The following is a 22492-nucleotide window of genomic DNA, read 5'->3' as shown; positions in this document are numbered from 1 at the left end:
GTGGGGTGTAGATAAGCGTATGAAACTTTTATTAGTCGAAGATGATGATGCATTGCGTGAACAACTAGTTAGCGCATTAAAAGCACAAAATTACGTTGTAGAAGAAGCTCCAAACGGTGAAGAGGCGCTTTATCTGGCGCGAGAATATGAGTTTGATTTAGGGATTTTTGACCTGGGCCTGCCTGATATCTCGGGTATGGACGTGATCACTAGTTTGCGCGACGAAGACATACAATTTCCAGTTCTTATTTTAACCGCCCGTGGTCATTGGCAGGATAAGGTTGATGGGTTGGCGGCAGGAGCTGACGACTATCTGGTTAAGCCATTCCAAACCGAAGAATTGTTGGCACGGATTAATGCCTTATTGCGTCGTGCTTCCGGTTATGCCAAGCCTGAAATTGTCAAAGGACCTATTAGCCTGAATAGCTTGAAACAAGAGGTAAAGGTTAATGGCGAGGTAATGGATTTAACCGCTTACGAGTATAAGGTATTAGAATACTTGATGCTTAATCCTGATAAAGTGGTTTCAAAAACTGAGCTTACCGAGCACCTGTATGCGCAAGACTATGATCGTGACTCCAACGTCCTGGAGGTTTTTGTTGGCCGCTTACGCAAAAAAATCGATCCGGACGGTACCATTCAACCGATTGATACATTGCGTGGAAGAGGTTACCGATTAAGAGCTGATCTGTGAATTTAAAAAAATCTTACTCTTTACAAAAGCGAATATTATTAAATACCAGTATTGTGCTGGTATTTTTTATTGCCGCAATGAGTTTTATTCTACTTAATACGTATAAAACTGGCATACGGCAGGCTACCTTTGAGCGTCTTTATGCACAGTTTTACAGTTTATTATCTGTTGCCGATCAGTTAGAACCCGGCGAACTCTATTTGCCCGAAGAAATTCCTTCGGATAAGCGATTCAATCAATATGGAAGCGGCATCTCGGCACTTGTTTATGACGAAACAGAAAGTCTCATCTGGCAATCACTATCGGCCACTTATGATATAGAGCAGGGCAAAATCTCCCTGCCGTTAAGTATGCCTGGAGAAGAAACGCTCAAATCTGTCACGTTGGGTGATGAAAGCTTTTTTCAATTCCATTACATTGCTGAATGGGAATCAGAAGAGGGTGAAATCTCACTCTACCATTTTGTGGTGCTCGAAAATAAACGCCCCTTTAATCAGGTCATTGAAGCCTATCGAAATACTTTGTGGATGTGGCTTGCTGGATTGGCTGCTTCTCTTATACTGATTCTTTTTGTGGTATTGCGTTGGACTTTAAAACCTATCAGGCATGCGGTTAAAGAGCTGCACAAAGTGGAGCAGGGAGTGCTGGATAAATTATCTGATCGTTATCCTCAGGAGATTCGTCTGTTAACACATAATATTAATCGTTTCATCAGTAATGAGCGGCACCAAAGTAAGCGCTACAAAGAAACACTGGGTAATCTCGCGCATAGTTTAAAAACTCCATTGGCAGTTATGCAGGCGGCATTACAAAATGATGCGGACGAGAAAGATCTGGCAAGAGTGTGTGGTGAGCAGTTGCAACGAATGAACCAGATTGTTGGCTATCAGCTACAACGTGCCACCAGCGGTCCGCAGGTTATGATGAAATCTATTTCTTTAAAACCTGCGATGACTAAATTAGTAAAAGGCTTGGAGAAGGTTTATTCACACAAGGCGATTGAAATTAGCATTGATATCCCTGAATCGATTCAAGTATTGCTGAATGAAGGCGATCTTTATGAGGTTTGCGGAAACCTGCTGGATAATGCCTGTAAATGGGCGAAACAGCAGGTCATAGTCAGCGCTAGCCGAAATGGCTTGAAAACGACTATCTGCATTGAAGATGATGGTCCGGGTATTGCAGAAGAGGTTCGTCATGCTGTCCTTTCGCGTGGAAAGCGATTGGATGAGTCTGTGGATGGGCAGGGCATCGGTATGTCAGTGGTTAAAGAAATTATCGATGCCTATCGCGGTGATATTGATGTTGATGTTAGTGACTTGGGTGGAGCTTTGATAAAAGTGAGTTTCAATGGTTAAGCGCACTCTATTCAACTCAGTGATATTGGGTTATATGATGAGGACAAAATGATGAGTTATAAATTATCTATTTTTGCTGCGCTGATTATGGGTGTATTCTTTTCTACCAGCTCTTTTGCTAACTCCGACGATGTTTTAGAAATCTCTACTGAAGAACAGTATATTCAAGGCCATCAAGTTGGCTTAGAGTACAAGATTCAATTTAAACGTGAAGATGATATTGCTTTCTGTGCTCTAGCTTACAACGATGGTGAAAGTTCTTTAACATTCGCTTTGGAAGGCAAATCAAGTTTTAAGGTAGACATCCCTTATAGCTCAAGCGGGAACCTTGAATTCCGAACGTTTTGCCATCTCTATGATATGGAAACATTTAAGTTTACCGAGCAAAAGGTTAGGGATATGAAAGAGGATCGGTTAGCGGCTCAATCTGAGCTTGGTAACAGTACGAATACGTTAATTATTGAAGAGTTGATATGGTTACCACATATGCCGTGGTTAGAGGCAAACCCCGGTATGGGATATAACGAATATGAGCAAAGAAGTAATGATAAGCTTGAACGTAGCGGTGTAAGGTTTTTAATCAATAACACCTCAGAGAATCAGATTAGACTTTGCGCGGCTTTTAGTCAGAGCCGGAAGAAAGTTGTCGCTTTCCTTGTTTTGCCAGAGACAGTGACAACAATTGATTTATTCGATGACGATGACCCTTCACGATATGAGCCAACATTGGGTAAATGTGCTAACTTGGAAGTTGTTGCAGATTCAAATTAACAGACTGATGGTTACATAATGTTCTTTCGGTGTGGTTTTCTGCAAGCTATGACTCACTAATCTTTTGTGATTAAAAGACAATGAGATACAGCCAGAATATAATAGGGTATGCCTGATCCCGTATCTGATACACAGCCCATGCGTAAAATCATCCATGTTGATATGGATTGTTATTATGCGGCTATTGAGATGCGGGACGATCCTTCTCTTCAGAACCATCCCATTGCAGTTGGCGGATCGCCGGACAGGCGGGGTGTTATCGCGACCTGCAATTATGAAGCTCGCTCCTATGGAGTTCGTTCGGCGATGCCTTCTGCTTATGCCAGGCGTCTGTGTCCTGGACTGATAATCGTACCCCCCAACTTCGATAAGTATCGGCATGATTCAAAAGTCATTCGAGATATCTTTGCCCAATATACGGATTTGATTGAGCCTCTATCGCTGGACGAAGCCTATCTAGACGTTACCGACTGCACAGAATACAAAGGTAGTGCTACTTATATTGCACAAGCCATTCGCTATCAAATCTTTGAGAAACTTCAGCTGACTGCATCTGCAGGCGTTGCGCCGAACAAGTTTCTGGCTAAAATCGCCTCAGACTGGAATAAGCCTAACGGACAGTTTGTGTTAACCCCTGACGAGGTTGAAGGGTTTGTTGAGCGTTTGCCGGTCAATAAAATTCATGGCGTGGGTAAGAAAACGGCTGAAAAATTTCAGCGTATGGGCATTGAAACCTGCAAAGAGCTGAGAGAAGTCGATCTGTTAACTCTCAGCAAAACCTTTGGCAGTTTTGGCCAACGTTTGTACGAACTGTCGCGCGGTATTGATAATCGAAAGGTGATTACTCATTACCCCAGAAAGTCATTAAGCGTCGAAAATACTTATGATCAAGATTTGGTGACCTTGGAAGAGTGCCTTGAAGAGCTCCCTCATCTATTACAAACATTAAAACGGAGAGTGGCCAGATCGGGGGTTGGAGCTCCGGTAAATAAGCTGTTTGCCAAGCTAAAATTCAATGACTTCACTGCCACGACCGTCGAGCGAACCAGTTTCGGAATTAATGATGATTTGTTTTATGAGTTGATGGAAGAAGGCTTTTATCGACGTGAAAAGTCAGTGCGATTATTGGGAATTGGCGTTCGATTCCAAGCTTCTGAGTCCACTAACTTTATACAGTTGCCCTTAGAATATAGTGACTTAGACGATGATTTTGGGTAGTCTAGCCAAGGTTTTTACACTTGTGGTAAGGTTATGCCACTTAACAGATTCTAACAAATTAACAATGGGGATTCGATTTTGGAGATTGTCGAGACGATTAATGATGCGCTCACTTTTATAGATGGTTACTTGGGCTCAGCAGGATATTTTCCTTATTTATTAATAGGTGTAGGTGTTTTCTTCACGCTATATCTAGGTTTTCCACAAATTCGCTACTTTGGCCAAGCAACTCGAATTGTCCGTGGCCAATATGCTAAAAAAGATTCCCCAGGCGACACTTCTCACTTCCAGGCATTAACCACAGCCTTATCCGGCACCGTCGGTACCGGTAATATTGGTGGCGTAGCCTTGGCTATCTTCATTGGTGGTCCGGCAGCGCTATTCTGGATGTGGGTGACAGCATTCTTTGGTATGACGACCAAATTCGTTGAGGTCACACTGTCTCATAAATACCGTGAGAAAACAGAAGACGGCACCATGGCTGGTGGCCCGATGTATTTCATGGAAAAGAAATTAAACATGAAGTGGTTGGCGGTGCTGTTTGCGATGGCGACTATCATCAGTTCCATCGGTAGCGGTAATATGCCGCAAATCAATAACATCGCTGAGGTAATGAGTACCACCTTCCATATTGAAAAATGGATTACTGGTGGCGTTCTTGCGATCTTATTAGCCATGGTTATTATTGGCGGTATTAAACGGATCGCTAAAGTGGCAGAGAAAGTCGTACCTTTCATGGCGGTTGTATATGTTGTCGGTGCCATACTGGTCATCGCTTATAACTATGAGAATATTCTTCCTTCATTCCAAGCTATTTTCGGTAGTATCTTCTCTGGTTCTTCAGCGGTTGGCGGCTTCTTGGGTGCAAGCTTTGCTTACGCTATGGATCGTGGTGTTAACCGTGGCCTATTCTCGAACGAAGCTGGTCAGGGTTCGGCAGCTATTGCGCACTCAGCAGCTAAAGGTAAAGAGCCAGCATCTGAAGGTATGGTGTCACTGCTAGAGCCTTTTATTGATACCATTATTATTTGTACCTTGACTGGCTTAGTAATTCTGTCTTCGGGTGTTTGGAGTGAAAAGCACTTCAATAAGTTTGATCGTGCGGATATGGAATTTGTGGTTGGTGATTATACTGACTCCAATGAAGAGCATGTGAAAAAGCTGATGATTCACCTCGATGAAAAACGTTCAGTACCTTCTGAGATTAAGCCATTCACCGGAACAATCTCGCTGCAAGAGGGAAAAGTGATTTCTGATGGCTTCACACTATTAAACTCTCGTTCAGTTGCTGAGGAGGTGACCTATCTGGATAGTGAAGGCAATCCTCTCACCGGTGAGATTCCTGTTTCTGAGGGTAGACTTGAAGATTCATCCATTACCGTTCAGGGTAAGTCTTTGATTCACTCTGCAAACTTAACGGCATTAGCTTTCACGAAGGGATACATGGGCGAAAGCGGTAAGTATATTGTGTCGCTAGGCTTATTGCTGTTCGCGTTCACCACGGCCATTGCCTGGTCATATTATGGTGACAGGGCATCGATTTACCTATTTGGCCCTAAAGCGGTTATGCCGTATCGAATTGCATTTGTCGCCTTGTTCTTCCTGGGCGCAATCGTTGACTCAACAGTTGTCTGGACATTGGCTTATGTCACGGTGGCTCTGATGACGATACCTAACTTGATTGGTATTACTTTATTGCATAAAGACATGAAGAATACGGTTAAAGACTACTGGAAAAACTTTAAACAAGATCAAGCCGATTAGGGCTAGACAAACTCTTTAGGTTTTTTCTATACTGACTCTGGTCTGACCACGGCGTTGCGCTCGTGGTCACCAGAGTTTTTTTATGCCTGTAATAAATCAGCACAGACAACCTAGGAGAAGCAATGCAATACCAAGCCCCCGTTGACGACATGATGTTTTTAATTAAAGACGTTTTTGATCTGGAAAATCGACTGAAAGGTATTGCAGATTTCTCTGAGTTCGACGCAGAGCTGTATAACGCTATTCTTGAAGAGGCGGGTAAGTTTGCTACAGGTATATTGCAACCGATCAATCGCTCAGGTGATGAAGAAGGCTGCCAATTTGACGATGGTGTGGTTACGACCCCAAAAGGTTTTAAGGAAGCTTACCAGGCCTATGTTGAAGGTGGCTGGCAGTCGTTAACGGCGAGTGCTCAATACGGTGGACAGGGTTTGCCCAAGTCATTGCATGTTCTGGTAGAAGAAATGTTCTATTCAGCCAATAGCTCTTTTTGTCTCTACGGCAGTTTAACCGCTGGCGCTTACCACTTATTACAGGCTCATGCTGATGATGTCATCAAAGATCAATATCTAGCGAAACTGATCAGTGGAGAGTGGTCAGGTTCAATGTGTCTAACGGAAGCCCATGCAGGTTCTGATCTTGGGATTTTAAAAACTAAGGCTGAACCACAAGAAGATGGCACCTATAAGCTGAGTGGTTCCAAGATATTCATTACCGGCGGTGAGCATGATATGACGGACAACATCATCCATCTGGTATTGGCGCGTTTGCCAGATGCGCCAGCTGGTCCCAAAGGGATTAGCCTGTTTCTAGTGCCTAAATTTATGGTTAATGATGATGGTTCGCTAGGTGAACGTAATGGCATTCGTTGCGGCTCGATAGAGCACAAGATGGGCATTAAGGCTTCATCAACCTGCGTCATCAATATGGATGATGCTACTGGTTTTATTATCGGCGGCCCACACCAGGGCCTGCGTTGCATGTTTACTATGATGAACCTGGAACGCCTTTCAATTGGTCTGCAAGGTGTTGGACTTGGTGAAATGTCTTACCAGCAGGCTTTTGATTATGCCAATGACCGACTACAGGGCCGAGCTGAAGGCGTAGAAGGTACAGCTCCCATTATCAGGCATGGCGATGTCCAGCGCATGCTTAAAACCATGCAAGCATATACACAAGCCGGTAGAGCCTTGGCTGTCTGGCTTGGCGCATGGCTTGATGAAGCTTTTCATTCAGAGGATGAGGCCGTAGTTAGCAAAGCCCAAAACATGGCAGCATTATTAACGCCTGTTGCAAAAGCATTCTTTACCGATATTGGTTATGAGGTGTGTACTATTGGCCAGCAGGTTTTTGGTGGCCACGGCTATGTTCGAGAGTGGGGCATGGAGCAGCATGTGCGTGATGCGCGAATTGCCCAAATCTACGAGGGCACAAATGGTATCCAGGCGCTAGACCTAATCGGTCGCAAGATTGTCTCTAATAAAGGGGCGTTTCTGTCAGAATTGTTAACCGATATGCGCGATGATATGCAAAGCTTTTCGGATACGTCACATAAAGTAATCTTAGCCTCGCAGCTGGAAGAGCTGGAAAGTCTGTCTATTAAGATTGTTGAGCATTTTTCAGCGGATCAGGACAAGCAGCAATATATCGCCTGCGACTACCTGCACTATATGGCATTGAGCTTATACGCTTATTTGTGGTTGAAAATGGCTGAAACCGGTAAGGATGGCAAGAAAGAATCTATGCAATTCTTCTTTAATCGATTATTGCCGAGGGCTTATGGTCTTAAGAAGAGTATTGAAAACGAGCTGGGGCTTTAAGCCCCAGCTTGCTTTGTAAGGCCTGATCTTTAGATATTTTCAGAATCGCTCGGACTGTTACCACTACTGCTTTTGCCTTCAGCGAGAATACGCACATTTTTGTTTATCTGGAATATAACAATCATCAGTTCACAGTAAACACGCCAGATTAGAGTTCCAAAAATTATCATTAATATTCCTTGAAGAAAGTTATATTGGAATGCTGTGATGAAAATACCTAAAACACCAACCCAGAAAATAACTTGAATAATGATAGGTGTGACCATTTTGTTAAAGTTTAAGATATCTTTCATTGTGTATCTCCTTGCTATTATCGTATTTTGCCCCCCCATAGAGCTCTTTAATCCTATGTCAGCTAATTTAACAGGTCAATTGATATAGTGATTAGTATTTAATCAGCTAATGAGAATCATTAAAAAAATTGTAATTATATTATTCCAGATGCTTGAGTGATGATAATAATTATGATGTTATTAGCGGCTGGGGCAAATTCCATCATAAATAACATACATATAATTCGGTAAATCACATGGCAACAGATCGCGGTCATTTTAATACTCGCATAGGTTTTATTCTCGCAGCTGCTGGTTCGGCAGTGGGTCTTGGTAATATTTGGAAGTTTCCATTTGAAGTAGGAGAAGGGGGCGGTGCGGCTTTCGTTGTCATTTATCTCGCTTTCTGTTTCCTTCTTTGTTTCCCTGTTATGGTCTCTGAAATCGCTATTGGTCGTAAAACTAATTTAAACCCAGTGGGAGCTTTTAAAAAGTTAGGCCATAAAAACTGGGCTATTATTGGATTTATGGGCGTTTTGGCCGGCGTATTAATTTTATCCTTCTATAACGTCGTTGCTGGCTGGGCTTTTGGTTACTTTCTTGAAATGATTCAGGGCAACTTCGGTATTGGCGAAGAATTCGGAAGCTTTATCACGGATTGGCAGAAAATTGGTCTTTATGGTTTAGTCTTTATGGCGATAACCGCATTCATCGTTTCTCGCGGCATTCATGACGGTATTGAACGAGCCGCTACGATTTTAATGCCAACATTATTCTTGATGATAGTCGGCCTGATTATTTATGCGATGACTCTAGATGGGGCTGGTGTCGGTATTGAGTACTATCTGGTTCCTGACTTTTCAGAGATCAACGGTGAAGTCATCTATTCTGCTCTAGGACAGGCTTTCTTCTCGCTTTCTTTGGGTATGGGTGCTTTGATTACTTACGGTAGTTATGTGTCAAAGAAACAAGATATTGTTAAGTCAGCTGCTTTAATCACTTTAACTGACGTTTCTATAGCATTCCTTGCCGGTTTGATGATCTTCCCGTTTGTTGCCTATTTAACTCAAGGCACAATGGAAGGTGTTGATGGCGGCGCTGGTTTGATTTTTGCAACATTGCCAGGTGTCTTCGCAAGTTTTGGACCAACCCTTGGGGTTGTGGTCGGGGCTTTATTTTTCTTGCTGTTATGTTTTGCTGCATTAACCTCTACCGTTTCATTGCTCGAGGTGCCTGTTTCTTATCTGGTTGATGAAAAGAAAATCAAACGTCCAGTTGCTGTTTGGGGCATGGCAGCTTTAATCTTCATAATTGGTATTCCATCACTTCTAGGCAATGGTTCTGTAGATAGTCTGACTCAATTTGTACAGATGAACAAAAATGCAGAATGGCAATACGTAACTTTTATGGACTTTGTTGAGGCGATTGCCAGTGATACTTTCTTGCCATTAGGCGGTGCCTTAATTTCTATATTCGTGGCTTATGTTTGGAAGAAAAATAATCTTAACGCTGAAATTGCTATTGGCCGTGAGGGTGGTTGGAAGTGGGTATCAAAATACATTGATTTTGCGATTACCTTCTTCTGCCCAGTTGTACTAGGCTTAATCACAGTCGTGACCATATTAGACCGCTTCTTTGGCGTTGTTATTATTAGTTAATTTTAAGTTTCGGGAGAGCACTATGATTAAGTTTCCTGCACAACCCCGGCTCATTCTGGCAGCGCTCATTAGCGCTGCTTTTTTGTCTGCTTGCGAACAACCGCAATCTGATGAGAAGAAAAAAGAAGAGCCGAACACAGCATTCGAATCCACTTATCAGGCACACAGTCATCATCCAGTTTTAATCGAGAATGCTACTGTACTCACTGCCGCTGGTGACAGAATTGATAATGGTTCTGTGTTATTTAAAGATGGCAAAATTGTTGCTGTCGGAACTGATATTGAAACACCGGCTGATGATAATCTTGAAGTAATTGATGCTCAAGATAAGTGGGTTACACCAGGTCTGATAGACGTGCACTCCCATCTAGGTGTTTATCCGTCACCGGGGGTGGACTCTGCAGCCGATGGTAATGAAATGACTGCGCCGGTGACTGCAGAAGTGTGGGCCGAACATTCAGTCTGGCCGCATGATCCTCAATTTGAATTGGCGCTGGCTGGCGGTGTCACTTCTATGCAAATTCTACCGGGTTCCGCCAACTTGATCGGTGGTCGTACGGTGACTTTAAAGAATGTTCCCGCTCGTTCAGTGATGGAGATGAAGTTTCCCGGTGCACCTCATGGCCTAAAAATGGCTTGCGGTGAAAATCCAAAGCGTGTTTATGGTAACAAAGGTCGCTCGCCGATGACTCGTATGGCGAATATTGCAGGCTTCCGCGATGCATGGATAAAAGCAGCTGACTACAAAAAACAGTGGGAAGATTATGAGAATGGTGAGGGTAACGGCAAAGCTCCTAAGCGTGACTTACAAATGGAAACGCTGGCAGGCGTTTTAAAGGGCGAAATTCTTATTCATAACCACTGTTACCGTGCCGATGAAATGGCATTAATGATGGAAATTGCTGAAGAGTTTGATTTCCAGATTTCCACTTTCCACCATGCGGTTGAGTCTTACAAAATCGCTGACAAATTAGCTGAAAACAATGTGTGCTCAGCACTTTGGTCTGACTGGTGGGGTTTCAAGCAGGAAGCTTTCGATATGGTTCCTGAAAATGTTGCTTTAGTTGAAAAAGCGGGTGCCTGTGCGATTGTACACTCGGATTCGCCAACAGGGATTCAGCATCTGAATAAAGATGCTGCTAAATCGATGGCTTCTGGAAATGCCATGGGCATGAATATCACTCCTGAGAAAGCGATTGAATGGATCACTATCAACCCTGCTAAATCAATGGGTATCGGTGAGCAAACCGGAACTCTTGAAGCCGGTAAAATGGCTGACATTGTGCTTTGGGATGGTAATCCTTTCAGTGTTTATACCAAGGCCGAAAAAGTCTTTATTGATGGTGCGCTTATGTATGACCGCCATGATGAAAAGTATCAGCCGGTAAGTGATTTCCAGTTGGGTCAGTACGACTTTGAAGTTAAAGCACAAGAGGGAGGCGCACAATGAGTTTATTAACAGCTAAAACATTAATAAAGCCGATAGTCGCCACCTTGAGTGTGATCAGTCTGATGGTTTCTGTTTCTAATGCTGAAACAACTTTAATCAAAGGCGCTAAGATTCACACCATGTCACCACAGGGCGTTTTAGAAACCGGTGATGTGTTAATTGAAGATGGTGTTATTAAATCAGTTGCTGATGACTTGTCGATGCAAGCTGACAATATAATAGACGGTAAAGGTAAAGTCCTTACTCCTGGCATATTTGCCCTGATTAACCAGATTGGTTTAGTAGAGTTAGGGTCGCTTGACCAAACAGCCGATATGGCAACCGAAAACGAAGAGCAGGGCGCTTCTTTCAGAGTGGATAAGGTCTTCAACCACAACTCAACTTTAATTCCCGTTAACCGCTCGAATGGTGTTACCCGTACATTGATCGCTCCGAGCCTTGGCTATTATATCTTTGCAGGACGCGGCGCTATCATGTCTTTAGATGGGGACTATAACGCGCTAATTGCTAAAGATGTCGCCATTTTTGCTGCCTTTGGTGAGAGAGCGGCGGATATGTCTGGCGGTTCGAGAGCCAGCACTTTGCACCAGTTGAATCAAGCTCTTGATGAAGCACGAATTTATAAAAATAATCGTTCTGCTATTGAGTTGGGTGAATTCCGCGAGCTTCATTATAGCATCGACGACCTGCGTGCTTTGCAGGCCGTGATTGATAAAAAAGTGCCTCTGATCATTTCAGCTAATCGCGAAAGTGATTTATTAACATTACTCGACTTTGCTAAACAGCAGAATATTAACATTGCGTTCGCTGGTGCGGCCGAAGCATGGCGCGTAGCAAAGCAAATCACCGAAGCTGACGCGGCGGTTTTTGTTGACCCAATGGATAACCTTCCAAGCAGTTTTGAATCGCTGGGCAAGCGTTACGATAACGCAGCTATCTTGTCAAAAGCAGGTGTTAAGGTGATGTTCCTGGGCCAGGGTTTCCTTGATAGTCATAACGCTTATACAGTACGCCAATCTGCAGGGAATGCAGTTGCTTACGGCATGGACTACGACAAGGCGTTAGCAGCCATGATTACAATGCCTGCCAGCTATTTTGGTGGCGACGATGCTTACGGCAAGATTGCAGAAGGCTTTAAAGCTGAGTTGGTTCTTTGGAGTGGAGATCCACTTGAAGTGACGACTTTGTCTGAACAGGTTTGGATTGATGGCAAAGCCACCAGCATGGAAAATCGTTCGACCAAGCTTCGTGATCGTTATAAAGCCTTAGATACAGATAAAAATACCGGTTACAGAAAGTAGCCCTGAGAACTTTAACTAGGAAAGATTATGGTTGATTCATCGGATAGACAGCCGAGTATGCTACAGGCTCTTGTGCCTGTAGTTTTTTTAATTGTACTGCTTTTTTTCTCCGTAAAATTATTCGGTAGCGACTCCTCTTATGGGGCCAATCAGATAGCTCTAATTTTAAGTGCTGCTATCGCAGTATTAATTGGTTTGTTTAATGGCCAGACTTGGAAGGAGTTGGAAGCTGGTATTGTTGATGGCATTAGCTTAGCCATGGGTGCAATGCTGATTCTATTAATGGTGGGTTCTTTAATCGGCACATGGATTTTGGCAGGTACTGTTCCTACCATGATTTATTACGGTTTGCAGATTTTGTCGCCCGATTATTTCTATGTGGCAAGCTGTATTATTTGTGCCATTGTTGCAGTGAGTATTGGTAGTTCCTGGACTACTGCAGGTACGGTCGGTATTGGCCTTATCGGTATTTCACAGGGCTTGGGATTAGACCCAGCAATAACCGCTGGTGCGATTATTTCTGGAGCTTATTTTGGTGATAAGATGTCGCCACTTTCAGATACCACTAACCTCGCGCCTGCTGTGACCGGTACGGATTTGTTTACTCATATTCGCCACATGGTCTGGACAACAACACCATCTTTAATTATAGCGTTAATACTTTTTACTTATTTCGGGTTAACTAGTGATGTGCCTGCTGAAAATTTAGAGCTTGAGTCAACGCTTGCATTACTCGACGCCAATTTTAATATCACACTTTGGTCTTTGATTCCGTTGGTTGCTGTATTTGCCATGGCTATCAAAAAAGTGCCTGCGGTTGCGACGATTCTAATCGGTGCTTTGCTTGGTGGTATATTCGCCATGTTGACTCAAGGCGATGTGATTACCAAGTTTGTCAATAACAGCGATTTATCCGTGGCCATGCAATATGTCTCTGCGGTCTGGACAGCGATGTTTAGCGGCTTTTCCATTAGTACCGGAGATGAGATCTTTGATGGACTATTAAGCCGTGGCGGCATGACAAGCATGCTCAATACGGTCTGGTTGATTATTTGTGCAATGAGTTTCGGTGCGGCTATGGAGAAAACAGGCTTGTTGCATAAACTGGTTTATTCCATTATTGGTATGGCTAAATCCACCGGCTCTTTAATCGGTTCGGTTCTATTGACCTGTATCGGTATGAACATTATTGCCGCAGATCAGTACATTGCCATTGTTCTGCCCGGACGTATGTATCGTGCTGAATTTAAGCGGCGCGGGCTGGATGCTAAAAATCTATCGAGAACCCTCGAGGATGCCGGAACCATTACCTCGCCATTGATTCCATGGAATACTTGTGGTGCTTATATGGCGGCCACCTTAGGTGTCGCAACCGGTGCTTACTGGGTTTATGCCTTCTTTAACCTGGTAAATCCTATAGTTTCCTTTATTTATGGGATGCTGAACTTTAAAATAGCCCCACATGATGAGGCCAACGACGCAATTTAAACATCGCTCTTTTACGTTCTGTGTATTAATACTCGCAGTTGCAGCCCTATTGTGGCTGGGACTGCGAGAATCCTCTCCTAAATACCGCTATGACTTAGCCACCATCGAACCTTTCAAGCAGTGGTATCAAATCAATTGGCATAATCAGGCTGTAGGTCGAGCAAGCGTTGAGCTTCTTGAGCAAGGCGATCAATATACGGTTATAGAGGATGACTTTATGGAAGGGCGAGTTCAAGGTCGTCGCTTTCAGTTTCGTTACGTCCGAGAGTTATACTTCGCTAACCAGGCTCCCTATGAACTACTCGGCGGGAGACTCTATTCAGAAGAGCCACAGTTGCGAGTGGAAACATCTTTTATCAATGATGAAGAGCTTACGGTTACTGAAAACCGCAATGATAAGAGTTATCGCAAAACGCTGCCGCCTGTGGACTATCACCTAAGCGATTACATTATGGTATCGAGTCTGATTGAGCAGTCAGTTTCGATACCAGCAGGCACTTTTGATGTTAAAAGCTTGAATACACGCAGCTTTGAAGTTGAAACAAGTCATTATCAAGTACTAAAGCCTAAGTCTAGTCAGTCCTATATCGCTTTGCAGCAAAAGCATCCTAACAATGAAATCAGTTGGCACAGGCTGTCAAAAGAGGGTCAACCGAAGCTTCATACGTTTTCAAACGGAATGGAGTATGTCGCCAGCAGCCGGCAAGTGACCCTTAGTCCTGAAATGCAAAGTGATCTTTATTTAAACAGCGGTGTTGCGGTGGATAAGCCCCTTGGAGGCGCTAATAATATCCAATCGCTAACGCTGGGTTTGCAGAATGGTCGTCTTGATTGGTTTGAGCATTACCCGACGGTCACTATTAATGATGACCAGCAGACTATTCAGTTAAAGCCTGGTAGTCGATATAAGGCATCAAGTGAGGATATAGTCTCAATCGGTAAGGGTGCTACTAAGCGGCTCAATCCGATTGCACGCGAGTTGGCATTGGAGGCCGTTTCAAAGTCGAATAATGATTGGCAGAAAGTAGAGACTTTGGTGAGCTTTGTTTACGGCTACCTCAATTATCAACCAGTTCCAGCGGGTTTCAATATTGATGATATCCTAGATAACAAAATTGGTGATTGCACCGAGTATGCTCAACTACTCATTGAGATGCTATCGGCTGCTCAAGTTCCGGCACGAGAAGTCAATGGCTTGGTCTATTTAGGTGATCACGAAAAACGCTTTGGGGGCCATGTCTGGGTGGAGGTTCTGGTTGATGGACACTGGATTGCCGTTGATCCAACCTGGAACCTGACTCAGGTTACCAGCACTCATATTCCAGTAGCCATCAATTTGGATGGCGCTGATTTTAGCAAAACTAATGACAGGTTTGCTTTTCGAGTGGAGGAAATCCACTATAAAGGCGAAACCACAGATCAAACAAAAAGGTTATAAGATGACAAAACAGTTTTACTCGATTCTTGGAAACTCACAGAAACTGGACGGCGGTGCCATGTTTGGTAACGCGCCAAAAGCTCTATGGCAGCGCTGGGTGGAAGTGGATGAGCAGAACCGGATTGACTTGGTGTGCCGTGCGTTACTGGTTAAAGATGGTGACAAAAACCTTCTATTTGAAACCGGTATCGGAGCATTCTTTGAGCCTAAGTTTAAAGATCGTTATGGGGTGCAGGAAGATGAGCATGTGCTGCTACAATCACTTGCTGATGCAGGTGTTAGTCATGAGGATATCGACATTCTAGTTTTATCTCACCTGCATTTCGACCATGCTGGTGGCTTGCTCAGTAAGTGGCAAGAAGACAAAGAGCCTGAATTATTGTTTCCGAACGCTGAATTTATCATTGGCAAAGAAGCCTGGGAGAGAGCCAATAATCCTCATCCTCGTGATAAAGCCTCTTTTATTCCAGGTCTTACCGATTTAATCGAGCAAACCGGTCGTTTGCATCTGATCGAAGGGGAGCACAGTGCTCTTTTGGGTGATGATTATCGATTTTTTGTCTCGAATGGCCATACTCCGGGAATGCTGCTTACCGAAATCACCACAGAGCAGGGACCAGTTGTATTCGCGGCTGACTTAATTCCCGGTGTGCCTTGGGTTCACCTGCCGATCACCATGGGTTATGACCGTTTCCCGGAGAATTTGATTGAGGAAAAGAAGCTGTTACTTGATCGCTTGATTGAGGAAAATGGGCAACTTTACTTTACTCATGACCCAGAAACATGCCTCGGCAAGGTCACTAAAGACGAAAAAGGGCGCTTTACGACCGAGGAAAATTTAAAGCATCTTGTTAACAGAGTAATGTAACTTATTGTTTCATTAATTACTGACACTAATTTAGAGAAATTGAATAAAAAAATGTCCCTTTATTGGAACTTTATACATGACAACTGTTCAAAATATATACGGAAAGCAATGAAGCAATCCCAGCTTAACGCGAAACTGCTGAATTGTTTTCCGGGTTGTCATTGTCACTTCTCTTTTAATGAGTAATTATTTCCTCATATGGGCCATGTAAATGGCCCTTTTTTTATGCGCTATGTTATTCTTCAATGGTTACTTGTTTTGAAACAATTGATTGAGACATAAGACTATGCACGTCAAATTTGATCAGGAATACCACTTCCAAATACACCACAATAAAGTTTCTGTTTTAGAGTGGGGCGATCCTAAAGCCGAACCCATTCTCTGTCTGCATGGTTGGCTCGATAATGCGGCAACTTTTCACTATCTTGCTCCTTATTTAGCTGATAAATACCGCCTGATTGCCATTGAGTTTCCGGGGCATGGCCAGTCTGAGCATTTGTCGGAAGATGCGGACTATCAGTTTGTTTCAGGGATTTCGATCATTGATGGTGCGCTGGATGTTCTTCATATCGATAAATGCCATATATTAGGTCATTCTATGGGCGCTGCATTAGCCATGATTTATGCCGGAGCGGTGCCTAATCGTGTTAAAAGCCTGGTTTCTATTGATGCGCTGGGTCCTTTTATATCCACGCCTCATCAAACCATTGAGCAATTGGCGCAAGCTATAGACCAGCGAAAAGCTAAACGTAGTCAGAAACGTTATTTTAACTCTATTGAAGAAGCGGCGAATGCGCGTGCACAAGTAAGTGAGCTGAGCGCAGAGACTTTGTTACCTTTAATTGAACGCGGCGTAACCTTGTGCGACCGAGGTTATCAGTGGTCCAGTGACGCGCGTCTAAAGAATGCCTCATGGATACGCATGACTGAGCCACAACTCGAAGCCTTGATGAATAACGTAGCAGCTGAAGTATTGTTTATTCGTGGTAAGCAAGGGATGTTGCAGGAAAAGCCGGCTATCGAGAGAAGGCTCTCTTATCTTCAACAGTCTGAATGGATCGACCTTGAGGGTGGCCATCATTTGCATATGCAGTATCCTGAATCGGTGGCGGAGTCTGTATTGAAATTCTGGGCAAAATTTAATCAGGGTTAGATGGAAAGGTAACCAGTTATTGGAAAATCACGCTCAAAATACGACAACTGGCTGTTAAAAGTTGCCTTATTCAATACGATCGGTTACTTTTCTTGGCCATAAAATTTATTAATCATAGCTATAAACAGGAAGCTACATGGACAAAATCTGGTTAAAGCATTACCCAAAAGAAGTTCAGCAAACGATTGATCCTGAACAATATTCAAGCCTGATGGCCATTTTCGATGAAAGTGTCGAAAAATTCGGTGATAGACCGGCCGTCACTAATTTGGGCGTCACCTTAACCTACCGAGAGCTTGATCAGAAGGCTCGAGATTTTGCTTCCTACCTGCAAAATGAATTAGGGCTCCAAAAAGGCGACAAGCTTGCTTTGATGATGCCGAATTTATTGCAATATCCTGTGTGTTTGTTCGGCGCTTTCCGTGCTGGGCTGGCTGTGGTTAACGTTAATCCTTTATATACGCCGCGTGAGCTTGAGCATCAACTCAATGACAGTGAAGCAAACGCTATCGTTATATTGGCCAACTTTGGCGATACTTTGCAGAGCGTTGTCGAGAAAACTAATTTGAAACATATTATTGTCACTCAGGTTGGCGATATGTGTCCGCAGCCCAAACGATTTATTGTTAATTTTGTGGTTAAGTATCTTAAAAAAATGGTACCGAACTTTAATCTAGAGCAGGCTCATAGCTTTGTTGATGCCATGACAAAAGGAGCTGCTAAAGAAGTTAAGCCTGTTGAGCTTACCGCTGAGGATACCGCCTTTTTGCAATATACCGGAGGAACAACCGGTGTCTCAAAAGGGGCAGTGCTGACGCATCGCAATATGGTTGCCAACGTGTTACAAACTCATGCCTGGATGGGGCCATTCCTTGATGAAGGACAAGAAACAATTATTACAGCGCTTCCTCTTTACCATATTTTTTCTCTATGCGTGAACTGTCTGCTCTTTACCAAGGCGGGTGGGCATAATATTTATATTACTAATCCGCGCGACATGAAAGACTTCTGTAAAACCTTGAGAAAGTTTCCATTTACGGCATTAACTGGAGTTAATACCTTATTTAATGGTTTGCTCAATACGCCAGCATTTCGCGAGCTAGATTTCAGTCAATTAAAACTTTCTGTCGGCGGCGGTATGGCTGTGCAAAAGTCAGTTGCCGAAAGATGGCAAGAACTAACTAAAACACCTTTACTTGAAGGCTATGGGCTAACCGAAACTTCACCCGTAGTTAGCATGAACCCGCTCGATTTAGAATCCTATAACGGTACAATTGGTTTGCCGATTCCGTCTACGGATGTCGAGGTTCGAGACGAAGAGGGTAACGAAGTTGATATTGGTCAACCTGGCGAGCTTTGGGTCAAAGGCCCACAGATTATGAAAGGTTATTTGAATCGTCCACAAGAAACCGCAGAGGTTCTAAAAGAGGATGGCTGGCTAGCCACGGGCGACATGGCGACTATTGATGACAAAGGCTATCTACGAATTGTTGATCGTAAGAAAGACATGATTCTTGTCTCTGGCTTTAACGTTTATCCGAACGAGATTGAAGATGTCGTTGCTTTGCATCCAAGTGTGCTTGAGGTTGCTGCAATTGGTGAGCCGGACGAAGTAAAAGGAGAGGTGGTTAAAGTGGTTGTAGTTAAAAAGGACAGCACTTTAACCGAAGAGGATGTTATCAAACATGCTCGCGAGCACTTGACCGGATACAAGATCCCTAAAGTTGTTGAATTCAGAGATGAACTTCCTAAGAGCAATGTCGGTAAAATCCTTCGCAAAGAATTGCGTAAATAGTTACGCGAATAATTGCGCAAATAATCTTTCATCCCATGACGCTCATAGACGAGCGTCAGGAGCATAACATTGGCACGATTTCATTTAGAGCAACACCAAGACTCAGTTCATGTTGAAACTGTGTCTGATCCTGAACGTTTACAAGAGCTTTGTCAGTCGTGGTTGGCCCTTAAAGAGCTGGCCGTCGATACTGAGTTTGATAGAACTAATACCTATTTTCACCGTCTTGCGCTGATCCAGATTTACGATGGCAAGGAAATTTACCTGATTGATCCTTTAGCATTTGATGATTTATCAGCATTAACCGAGTTGTTTGCTTCAACATCGGTAGTCAAGGCTCTGCATAGTTGTAGTGAGGATCTGGAAGCACTTTACCATCAGTATGGCTTTGAGTTTAACCAGGTGTTCGATACGCAAATTGCAGCATCACTTGATGGTATAGGTTTAAGTGTAGGTTATGGCAATATTGTTGAGCACTTCCTCAGTGTTGTGTTAGATAAAGAACATACCAAAACCGACTGGCTGCAACGCCCATTAAGTCAAGAGCAGAGGGTGTATGCCGCGCAGGATGTTCAATACCTGATGCCGGTCTATTATCGACTGCGCGATAGCTTGTTAGAAAAAGGCTTGTTTGAATGTGTCATTGAAGATGTGAACAGTATTTTCGCAGCCATTATTCAAGCGGATGATTATGCTGAAGCTTATCTTAAAGTTAAAGGCGCTTTTCGTTTAAATCAATTCCAGCTCAATCGTTTGCAAAAACTAGCGCAATGGCGCGAAACACTTGCACGCGATAACAACATTCCTAAGACCTTTGTATTTCGTGACCATCATCTAATTGAGGTTAGTCAGAAAGAAAAAACAAGTATTGGTGATTTGCTTTCTATGGGCTGTCATCGTGGCAGTATACGAAAGTATGGGGCCGAGATGATTCATCAAATTGAACTGGCTGACCAGGTGGATAAAGAGCAGTGGCCAGAGCCACTACAGCCTTTCCATAAGATCCCCAAAAGTAAAGCCATGTTCAATGCCTTGAAAGCTGAGGTTGAAAAAGTAGCAAACCTGAACAGTATTCCGGCAGAGGCTTTATGTAATCGACGTCTGATCGAGTACTATATAAAGATGACGTTAGGCTTTAAGGGACGTCCTAATCGATTCTGGAACAGCTGGCGCCAGCGCCTGCTTGAAGAGCCATTTAAACAGGCCATGCAAGAATTTATCTAGCTTTTTACTTAGAATTCAGAACTTAGAGTTCAAAGCTTAGAGCCTAACCATTTTTTGTTTCAACCCAAAGTTTTGCGAGAAACCTTATTATGATGTGCAGTATTTATAAAAGCGCCAAGAAACCAGATACTTATCTTTATGTTCCTTATGAGACAGATTTCGAAGATTTGCCAGAAGGCTTGATCCAGGTTTGGGGCGAGCCTGAACTTGTTATGCATTTGGATTTGAATGAACGCCAGAGTCTGGCGCTATGTGATATAGCCGAAGTTAAAGCTAAACTGGAAGAAGAGGGCTACTTCCTGCAAATGCCACCAAGTGAAGAAGAAATTGCACAACTTATCGCTGGTAAAAAATAACTATGAGTGTCGATAAATTTTGGCTCACCACAGCGTTAAAAGACATGACGCATGAGCAGTGGGAATCACTGTGCGACGGGTGCGCCAAATGCTGCTGTGTGCAGTTTATCGACGACGATGATGACCTTTTGATGCAAACCGATGTTTCCTGTCGCTTACTCGACACTAAAAGTTTAGCTTGTACTGACTATGAGCATCGTACTTCAAAAGTCCCTGACTGTGTTCAACTGACTGCAGACACCATCGAAGAATACTTTTGGTTGCCAGATACCTGTGCTTATCGGCTGGTAGCAGAGGGTAAAGATCTTCCTGATTGGCATTATTTAATTTCTGGTGACAAACAGTTAGTGCATAAGAAAGGGCACAGCATTAAAGGTAAAGTTATTTCCGAAACAAAGCTTACCGCTGAAGAAGTTGAAGACCGGATCATCTCCTGGATACCTCTATCCGACTGAAATATAACCAAATTGGATAGCATTTAAGCGTATTTTTAAAAAGTTAAATGTTTTTCTAAAAAAGTTGTTGACCTACCCTATGAACGAAAGTAATATGCGCTCCGTCGACCGATGAGGTCACCAGCGAAACACCTGTTAAGACTCGCAAGAGACCTAACAAATACTGCGGAGCGGTAGTTCAGCTGGTTAGAATACCGGCCTGTCACGCCGGGGGTCGCGGGTTCGAGTCCCGTCCGCTCCGCCACTATCCTAAAAGCCTGCTTTCGAGCAGGCTTTTTTTTATCCCCCAATTTTATAGGGACGAAGAACCCGCGAGAGCGGTGTTCGACAAAATCGTCTGGAACGATTTTGAACATCGGAACGAAGTGACGATGGCCACGAAGTGGTCAATTACAGGGATGTAATTGATAGTCCCGTCCGCTCCGCCACTATTTAAAAAGCCTGCCTCGAGCAGGCTTTTTTTGTGCCTGTAGTTTCTGGCATTGAAGAATATAATCTTCGAGGAGTCTGACAGAGCTAAGAGCAGATCCTGAATTAAATTCAGGATGACAGCCCTTTTGGTAGGAGTTATTACTTAAGGGGGACCTTCCTTGGGGCAGGCCCTACTTTCTCAGAAGCGTTAAGAATTAAGTTAACGCAATTTGTAGGCTGGGATGAATGTCATGAATCCCAGCGCTTTTTGCAGTTGATTAAAAGTCATAGAGTGGGGTAGGCATAGTCGTAACCCATCAATCAATTAAACGATGGGTTACGCATAAATGCTAACCCATCTTATATCAGAACCGACATGTGCTTCACTACTCCACAGCTTGATGGTCATAACTAACGACTCTCTTAACCATCCAGCTGTCGGCTGTGCGTTCCCAAATTACAATAAACTCTGCTTTCTCGACTAAGTTACCATCGACATAGAAGTTGTGTTTCCCAGTTTGTAACGCGCCGTAATCACCCAGCTGATGGACTTCAGATGAGACCAACTGCCGGGTAACATCAAAAGGTTTTGAGCATTTATCTTCGAAAGATCTGACTTCTTTTTCAAAAGAGGTATTAAGGCCTGTTCTGTCGTCATAAAACAATATCTTTCCAAAGCTTAATGTTGCATTGATTGAATGCTATATCAAATAGCTGCTTATCCATGGCCTGGATTTCTTTGTTAAACGCTTCATCAGCTGTTTGCAAAGCATTACCATAAGATGTCGTTGATATAAAACAAACTGCTAGAGTAGTTATTAAAGATTTCATAGAGAGCCTTGAAATGTATTTGTATAGTTTTTATTTTAAATGAGGTATTTATGAACTGTGTTTACAATTTGTAAGCAGACGTTGGAAGAGCTTTAGGAGGGGTTAAATAAATTGATAGCAGGCATAAAAAAGGCGCTAATGAATAGCGCCTTTTATTTGCTAGCCTT

20 protein-coding genes and 1 tRNA gene are annotated in these 22492 nt (G+C 43.3%); 18 read left to right on the top strand and 3 right to left on the bottom strand.

Features of this window, described 5'->3' with window-relative positions; translation table 11 throughout:
* Positions 1 to 19 precede the first annotated feature (19 nt).
* The 6 genes from KKOR_RS07050 to KKOR_RS07025 all read left to right on the top strand — a co-directional run bounded on the left by KKOR_RS07050 (position 20) and on the right by KKOR_RS07025 (position 7625).
* Entirely contained in the window at positions 20 to 694 is a 675-nt protein-coding gene (locus tag KKOR_RS07050) for a response regulator transcription factor (protein WP_012801339.1), read from the top strand.
* Positions 691 to 2052 carry an ATP-binding protein gene (locus tag KKOR_RS07045; RefSeq protein ID WP_012801338.1) on the top strand — a complete coding sequence of 454 codons (1362 nt, stop codon included), beginning with the start codon at positions 691 to 693 and terminating at the stop codon, positions 2050 to 2052. The genes KKOR_RS07050 and KKOR_RS07045 overlap by 4 nt, the downstream gene beginning before the upstream one ends.
* Positions 2053 to 2100: 48 nt before the next feature.
* Positions 2101 to 2823, top strand: coding sequence for a hypothetical protein (locus KKOR_RS07040; RefSeq protein WP_012801337.1), 723 nt, complete (start codon positions 2101 to 2103; stop codon positions 2821 to 2823).
* A gap of 108 nt (positions 2824 to 2931) precedes the next feature.
* Complete coding sequence (gene dinB, locus KKOR_RS07035; protein ID WP_012801336.1) at positions 2932 to 4041, top strand: DNA polymerase IV; 1110 nt, start codon at positions 2932 to 2934, stop codon at positions 4039 to 4041.
* Between the two features lie 78 nt (positions 4042 to 4119).
* Positions 4120 to 5805 (top strand): alanine/glycine:cation symporter family protein, encoded by a 1686-nt coding sequence (locus KKOR_RS07030; protein WP_012801335.1) that lies wholly within the window; start codon positions 4120 to 4122, stop codon positions 5803 to 5805.
* 122 nt (positions 5806 to 5927) lie between these two features.
* The gene (locus tag KKOR_RS07025; protein ID WP_012801334.1) at positions 5928 to 7625 is read left to right on the top strand and encodes an acyl-CoA dehydrogenase family protein; all 1698 of its coding nucleotides are present in this window, start codon (positions 5928 to 5930) and stop codon (positions 7623 to 7625) included.
* Positions 7626 to 7654: 29 nt separating this feature from the next.
* Here KKOR_RS07025 and KKOR_RS07020 read toward each other — a convergent pair whose 3' ends face one another.
* Positions 7655 to 7918: a DUF4282 domain-containing protein gene (locus KKOR_RS07020; protein ID WP_012801333.1), complete on the bottom strand. Its 264-nt coding sequence runs from the start codon at positions 7916 to 7918 to the stop codon at positions 7655 to 7657.
* A 236-nt stretch (positions 7919 to 8154) separates the two neighbouring features.
* Between KKOR_RS07020 and KKOR_RS07015 the strand changes: the two genes are divergently transcribed.
* The 12 genes from KKOR_RS07015 to KKOR_RS06960 all read left to right on the top strand — a co-directional run bounded on the left by KKOR_RS07015 (position 8155) and on the right by KKOR_RS06960 (position 21327).
* Positions 8155 to 9555 (top strand): sodium-dependent transporter, encoded by a 1401-nt coding sequence (locus KKOR_RS07015; RefSeq protein WP_012801332.1) that lies wholly within the window; start codon positions 8155 to 8157, stop codon positions 9553 to 9555.
* A gap of 22 nt (positions 9556 to 9577) precedes the next feature.
* Entirely contained in the window at positions 9578 to 11005 is a 1428-nt protein-coding gene (locus KKOR_RS07010) for an amidohydrolase (protein WP_012801331.1), read from the top strand.
* A complete protein-coding gene (locus KKOR_RS07005; RefSeq protein ID WP_012801330.1) occupies positions 11002 to 12306 on the top strand; it encodes an amidohydrolase family protein in 1305 nt (434 codons plus the stop codon). Before KKOR_RS07010 ends, KKOR_RS07005 begins: the two co-directional genes overlap by 4 nt.
* 27 nt (positions 12307 to 12333) lie before the next feature.
* Positions 12334 to 13794, top strand: coding sequence for a Na+/H+ antiporter NhaC (gene nhaC / locus KKOR_RS07000; protein ID WP_012801329.1), 1461 nt, complete (start codon positions 12334 to 12336; stop codon positions 13792 to 13794).
* Complete coding sequence (locus KKOR_RS06995) at positions 13769 to 15232, top strand: transglutaminase-like domain-containing protein (RefSeq protein ID WP_012801328.1); 1464 nt, start codon at positions 13769 to 13771, stop codon at positions 15230 to 15232. The genes nhaC and KKOR_RS06995 overlap by 26 nt, the downstream gene beginning before the upstream one ends.
* A gap of 1 nt (position 15233) precedes the next feature.
* The gene (locus KKOR_RS06990; protein ID WP_012801327.1) at positions 15234 to 16100 is read left to right on the top strand and encodes an MBL fold metallo-hydrolase; all 867 of its coding nucleotides are present in this window, start codon (positions 15234 to 15236) and stop codon (positions 16098 to 16100) included.
* 286 nt (positions 16101 to 16386) lie between these two features.
* Positions 16387 to 17253 carry an alpha/beta fold hydrolase gene (locus tag KKOR_RS06985; RefSeq protein WP_012801326.1) on the top strand — a complete coding sequence of 289 codons (867 nt, stop codon included), beginning with the start codon at positions 16387 to 16389 and terminating at the stop codon, positions 17251 to 17253.
* A gap of 136 nt (positions 17254 to 17389) precedes the next feature.
* Positions 17390 to 19048 carry a long-chain-fatty-acid--CoA ligase FadD gene (gene fadD / locus KKOR_RS06980; protein ID WP_012801325.1) on the top strand — a complete coding sequence of 553 codons (1659 nt, stop codon included), beginning with the start codon at positions 17390 to 17392 and terminating at the stop codon, positions 19046 to 19048.
* Positions 19049 to 19117: 69 nt separating this feature from the next.
* Positions 19118 to 20272: a ribonuclease D gene (gene rnd / locus KKOR_RS06975; protein ID WP_012801324.1), complete on the top strand. Its 1155-nt coding sequence runs from the start codon at positions 19118 to 19120 to the stop codon at positions 20270 to 20272.
* An 89-nt stretch (positions 20273 to 20361) separates the two neighbouring features.
* Positions 20362 to 20628, top strand: a complete 267-nt coding sequence (locus tag KKOR_RS06970; RefSeq protein ID WP_012801323.1) for a YcgL domain-containing protein — start codon at positions 20362 to 20364, stop codon at positions 20626 to 20628.
* A 2-nt stretch (positions 20629 to 20630) separates the two neighbouring features.
* Positions 20631 to 21083, top strand: a complete 453-nt coding sequence (locus KKOR_RS06965) for a YcgN family cysteine cluster protein (protein ID WP_012801322.1) — start codon at positions 20631 to 20633, stop codon at positions 21081 to 21083.
* Positions 21084 to 21250: 167 nt separating this feature from the next.
* A tRNA-Asp gene (locus tag KKOR_RS06960) sits at positions 21251 to 21327 on the top strand.
* Positions 21328 to 21880: 553 nt separating this feature from the next.
* Here KKOR_RS06960 and KKOR_RS06955 read toward each other — a convergent pair.
* Together KKOR_RS06955 and KKOR_RS13570 are read right to left on the bottom strand one after the other, a co-directional pair.
* The gene (locus KKOR_RS06955) at positions 21881 to 22159 is read right to left on the bottom strand and encodes a DUF4440 domain-containing protein (RefSeq protein ID WP_041296026.1); all 279 of its coding nucleotides are present in this window, start codon (positions 22157 to 22159) and stop codon (positions 21881 to 21883) included.
* Complete coding sequence (locus tag KKOR_RS13570; protein WP_187287318.1) at positions 22149 to 22325, bottom strand: hypothetical protein; 177 nt, start codon at positions 22323 to 22325, stop codon at positions 22149 to 22151. Before KKOR_RS13570 ends, KKOR_RS06955 begins: the two co-directional genes overlap by 11 nt.
* Between the last annotated feature and the right edge of the window lie 167 nt (positions 22326 to 22492).

The sequence above is a fragment of the Kangiella koreensis DSM 16069 genome, assembly GCF_000024085.1.
Classification (GTDB): domain Bacteria; phylum Pseudomonadota; class Gammaproteobacteria; order Enterobacterales; family Kangiellaceae; genus Kangiella; species Kangiella koreensis.
Note: the sequence above shows the minus strand (reverse complement) of the source record. Positions and strands in the feature narration are given on the sequence as shown.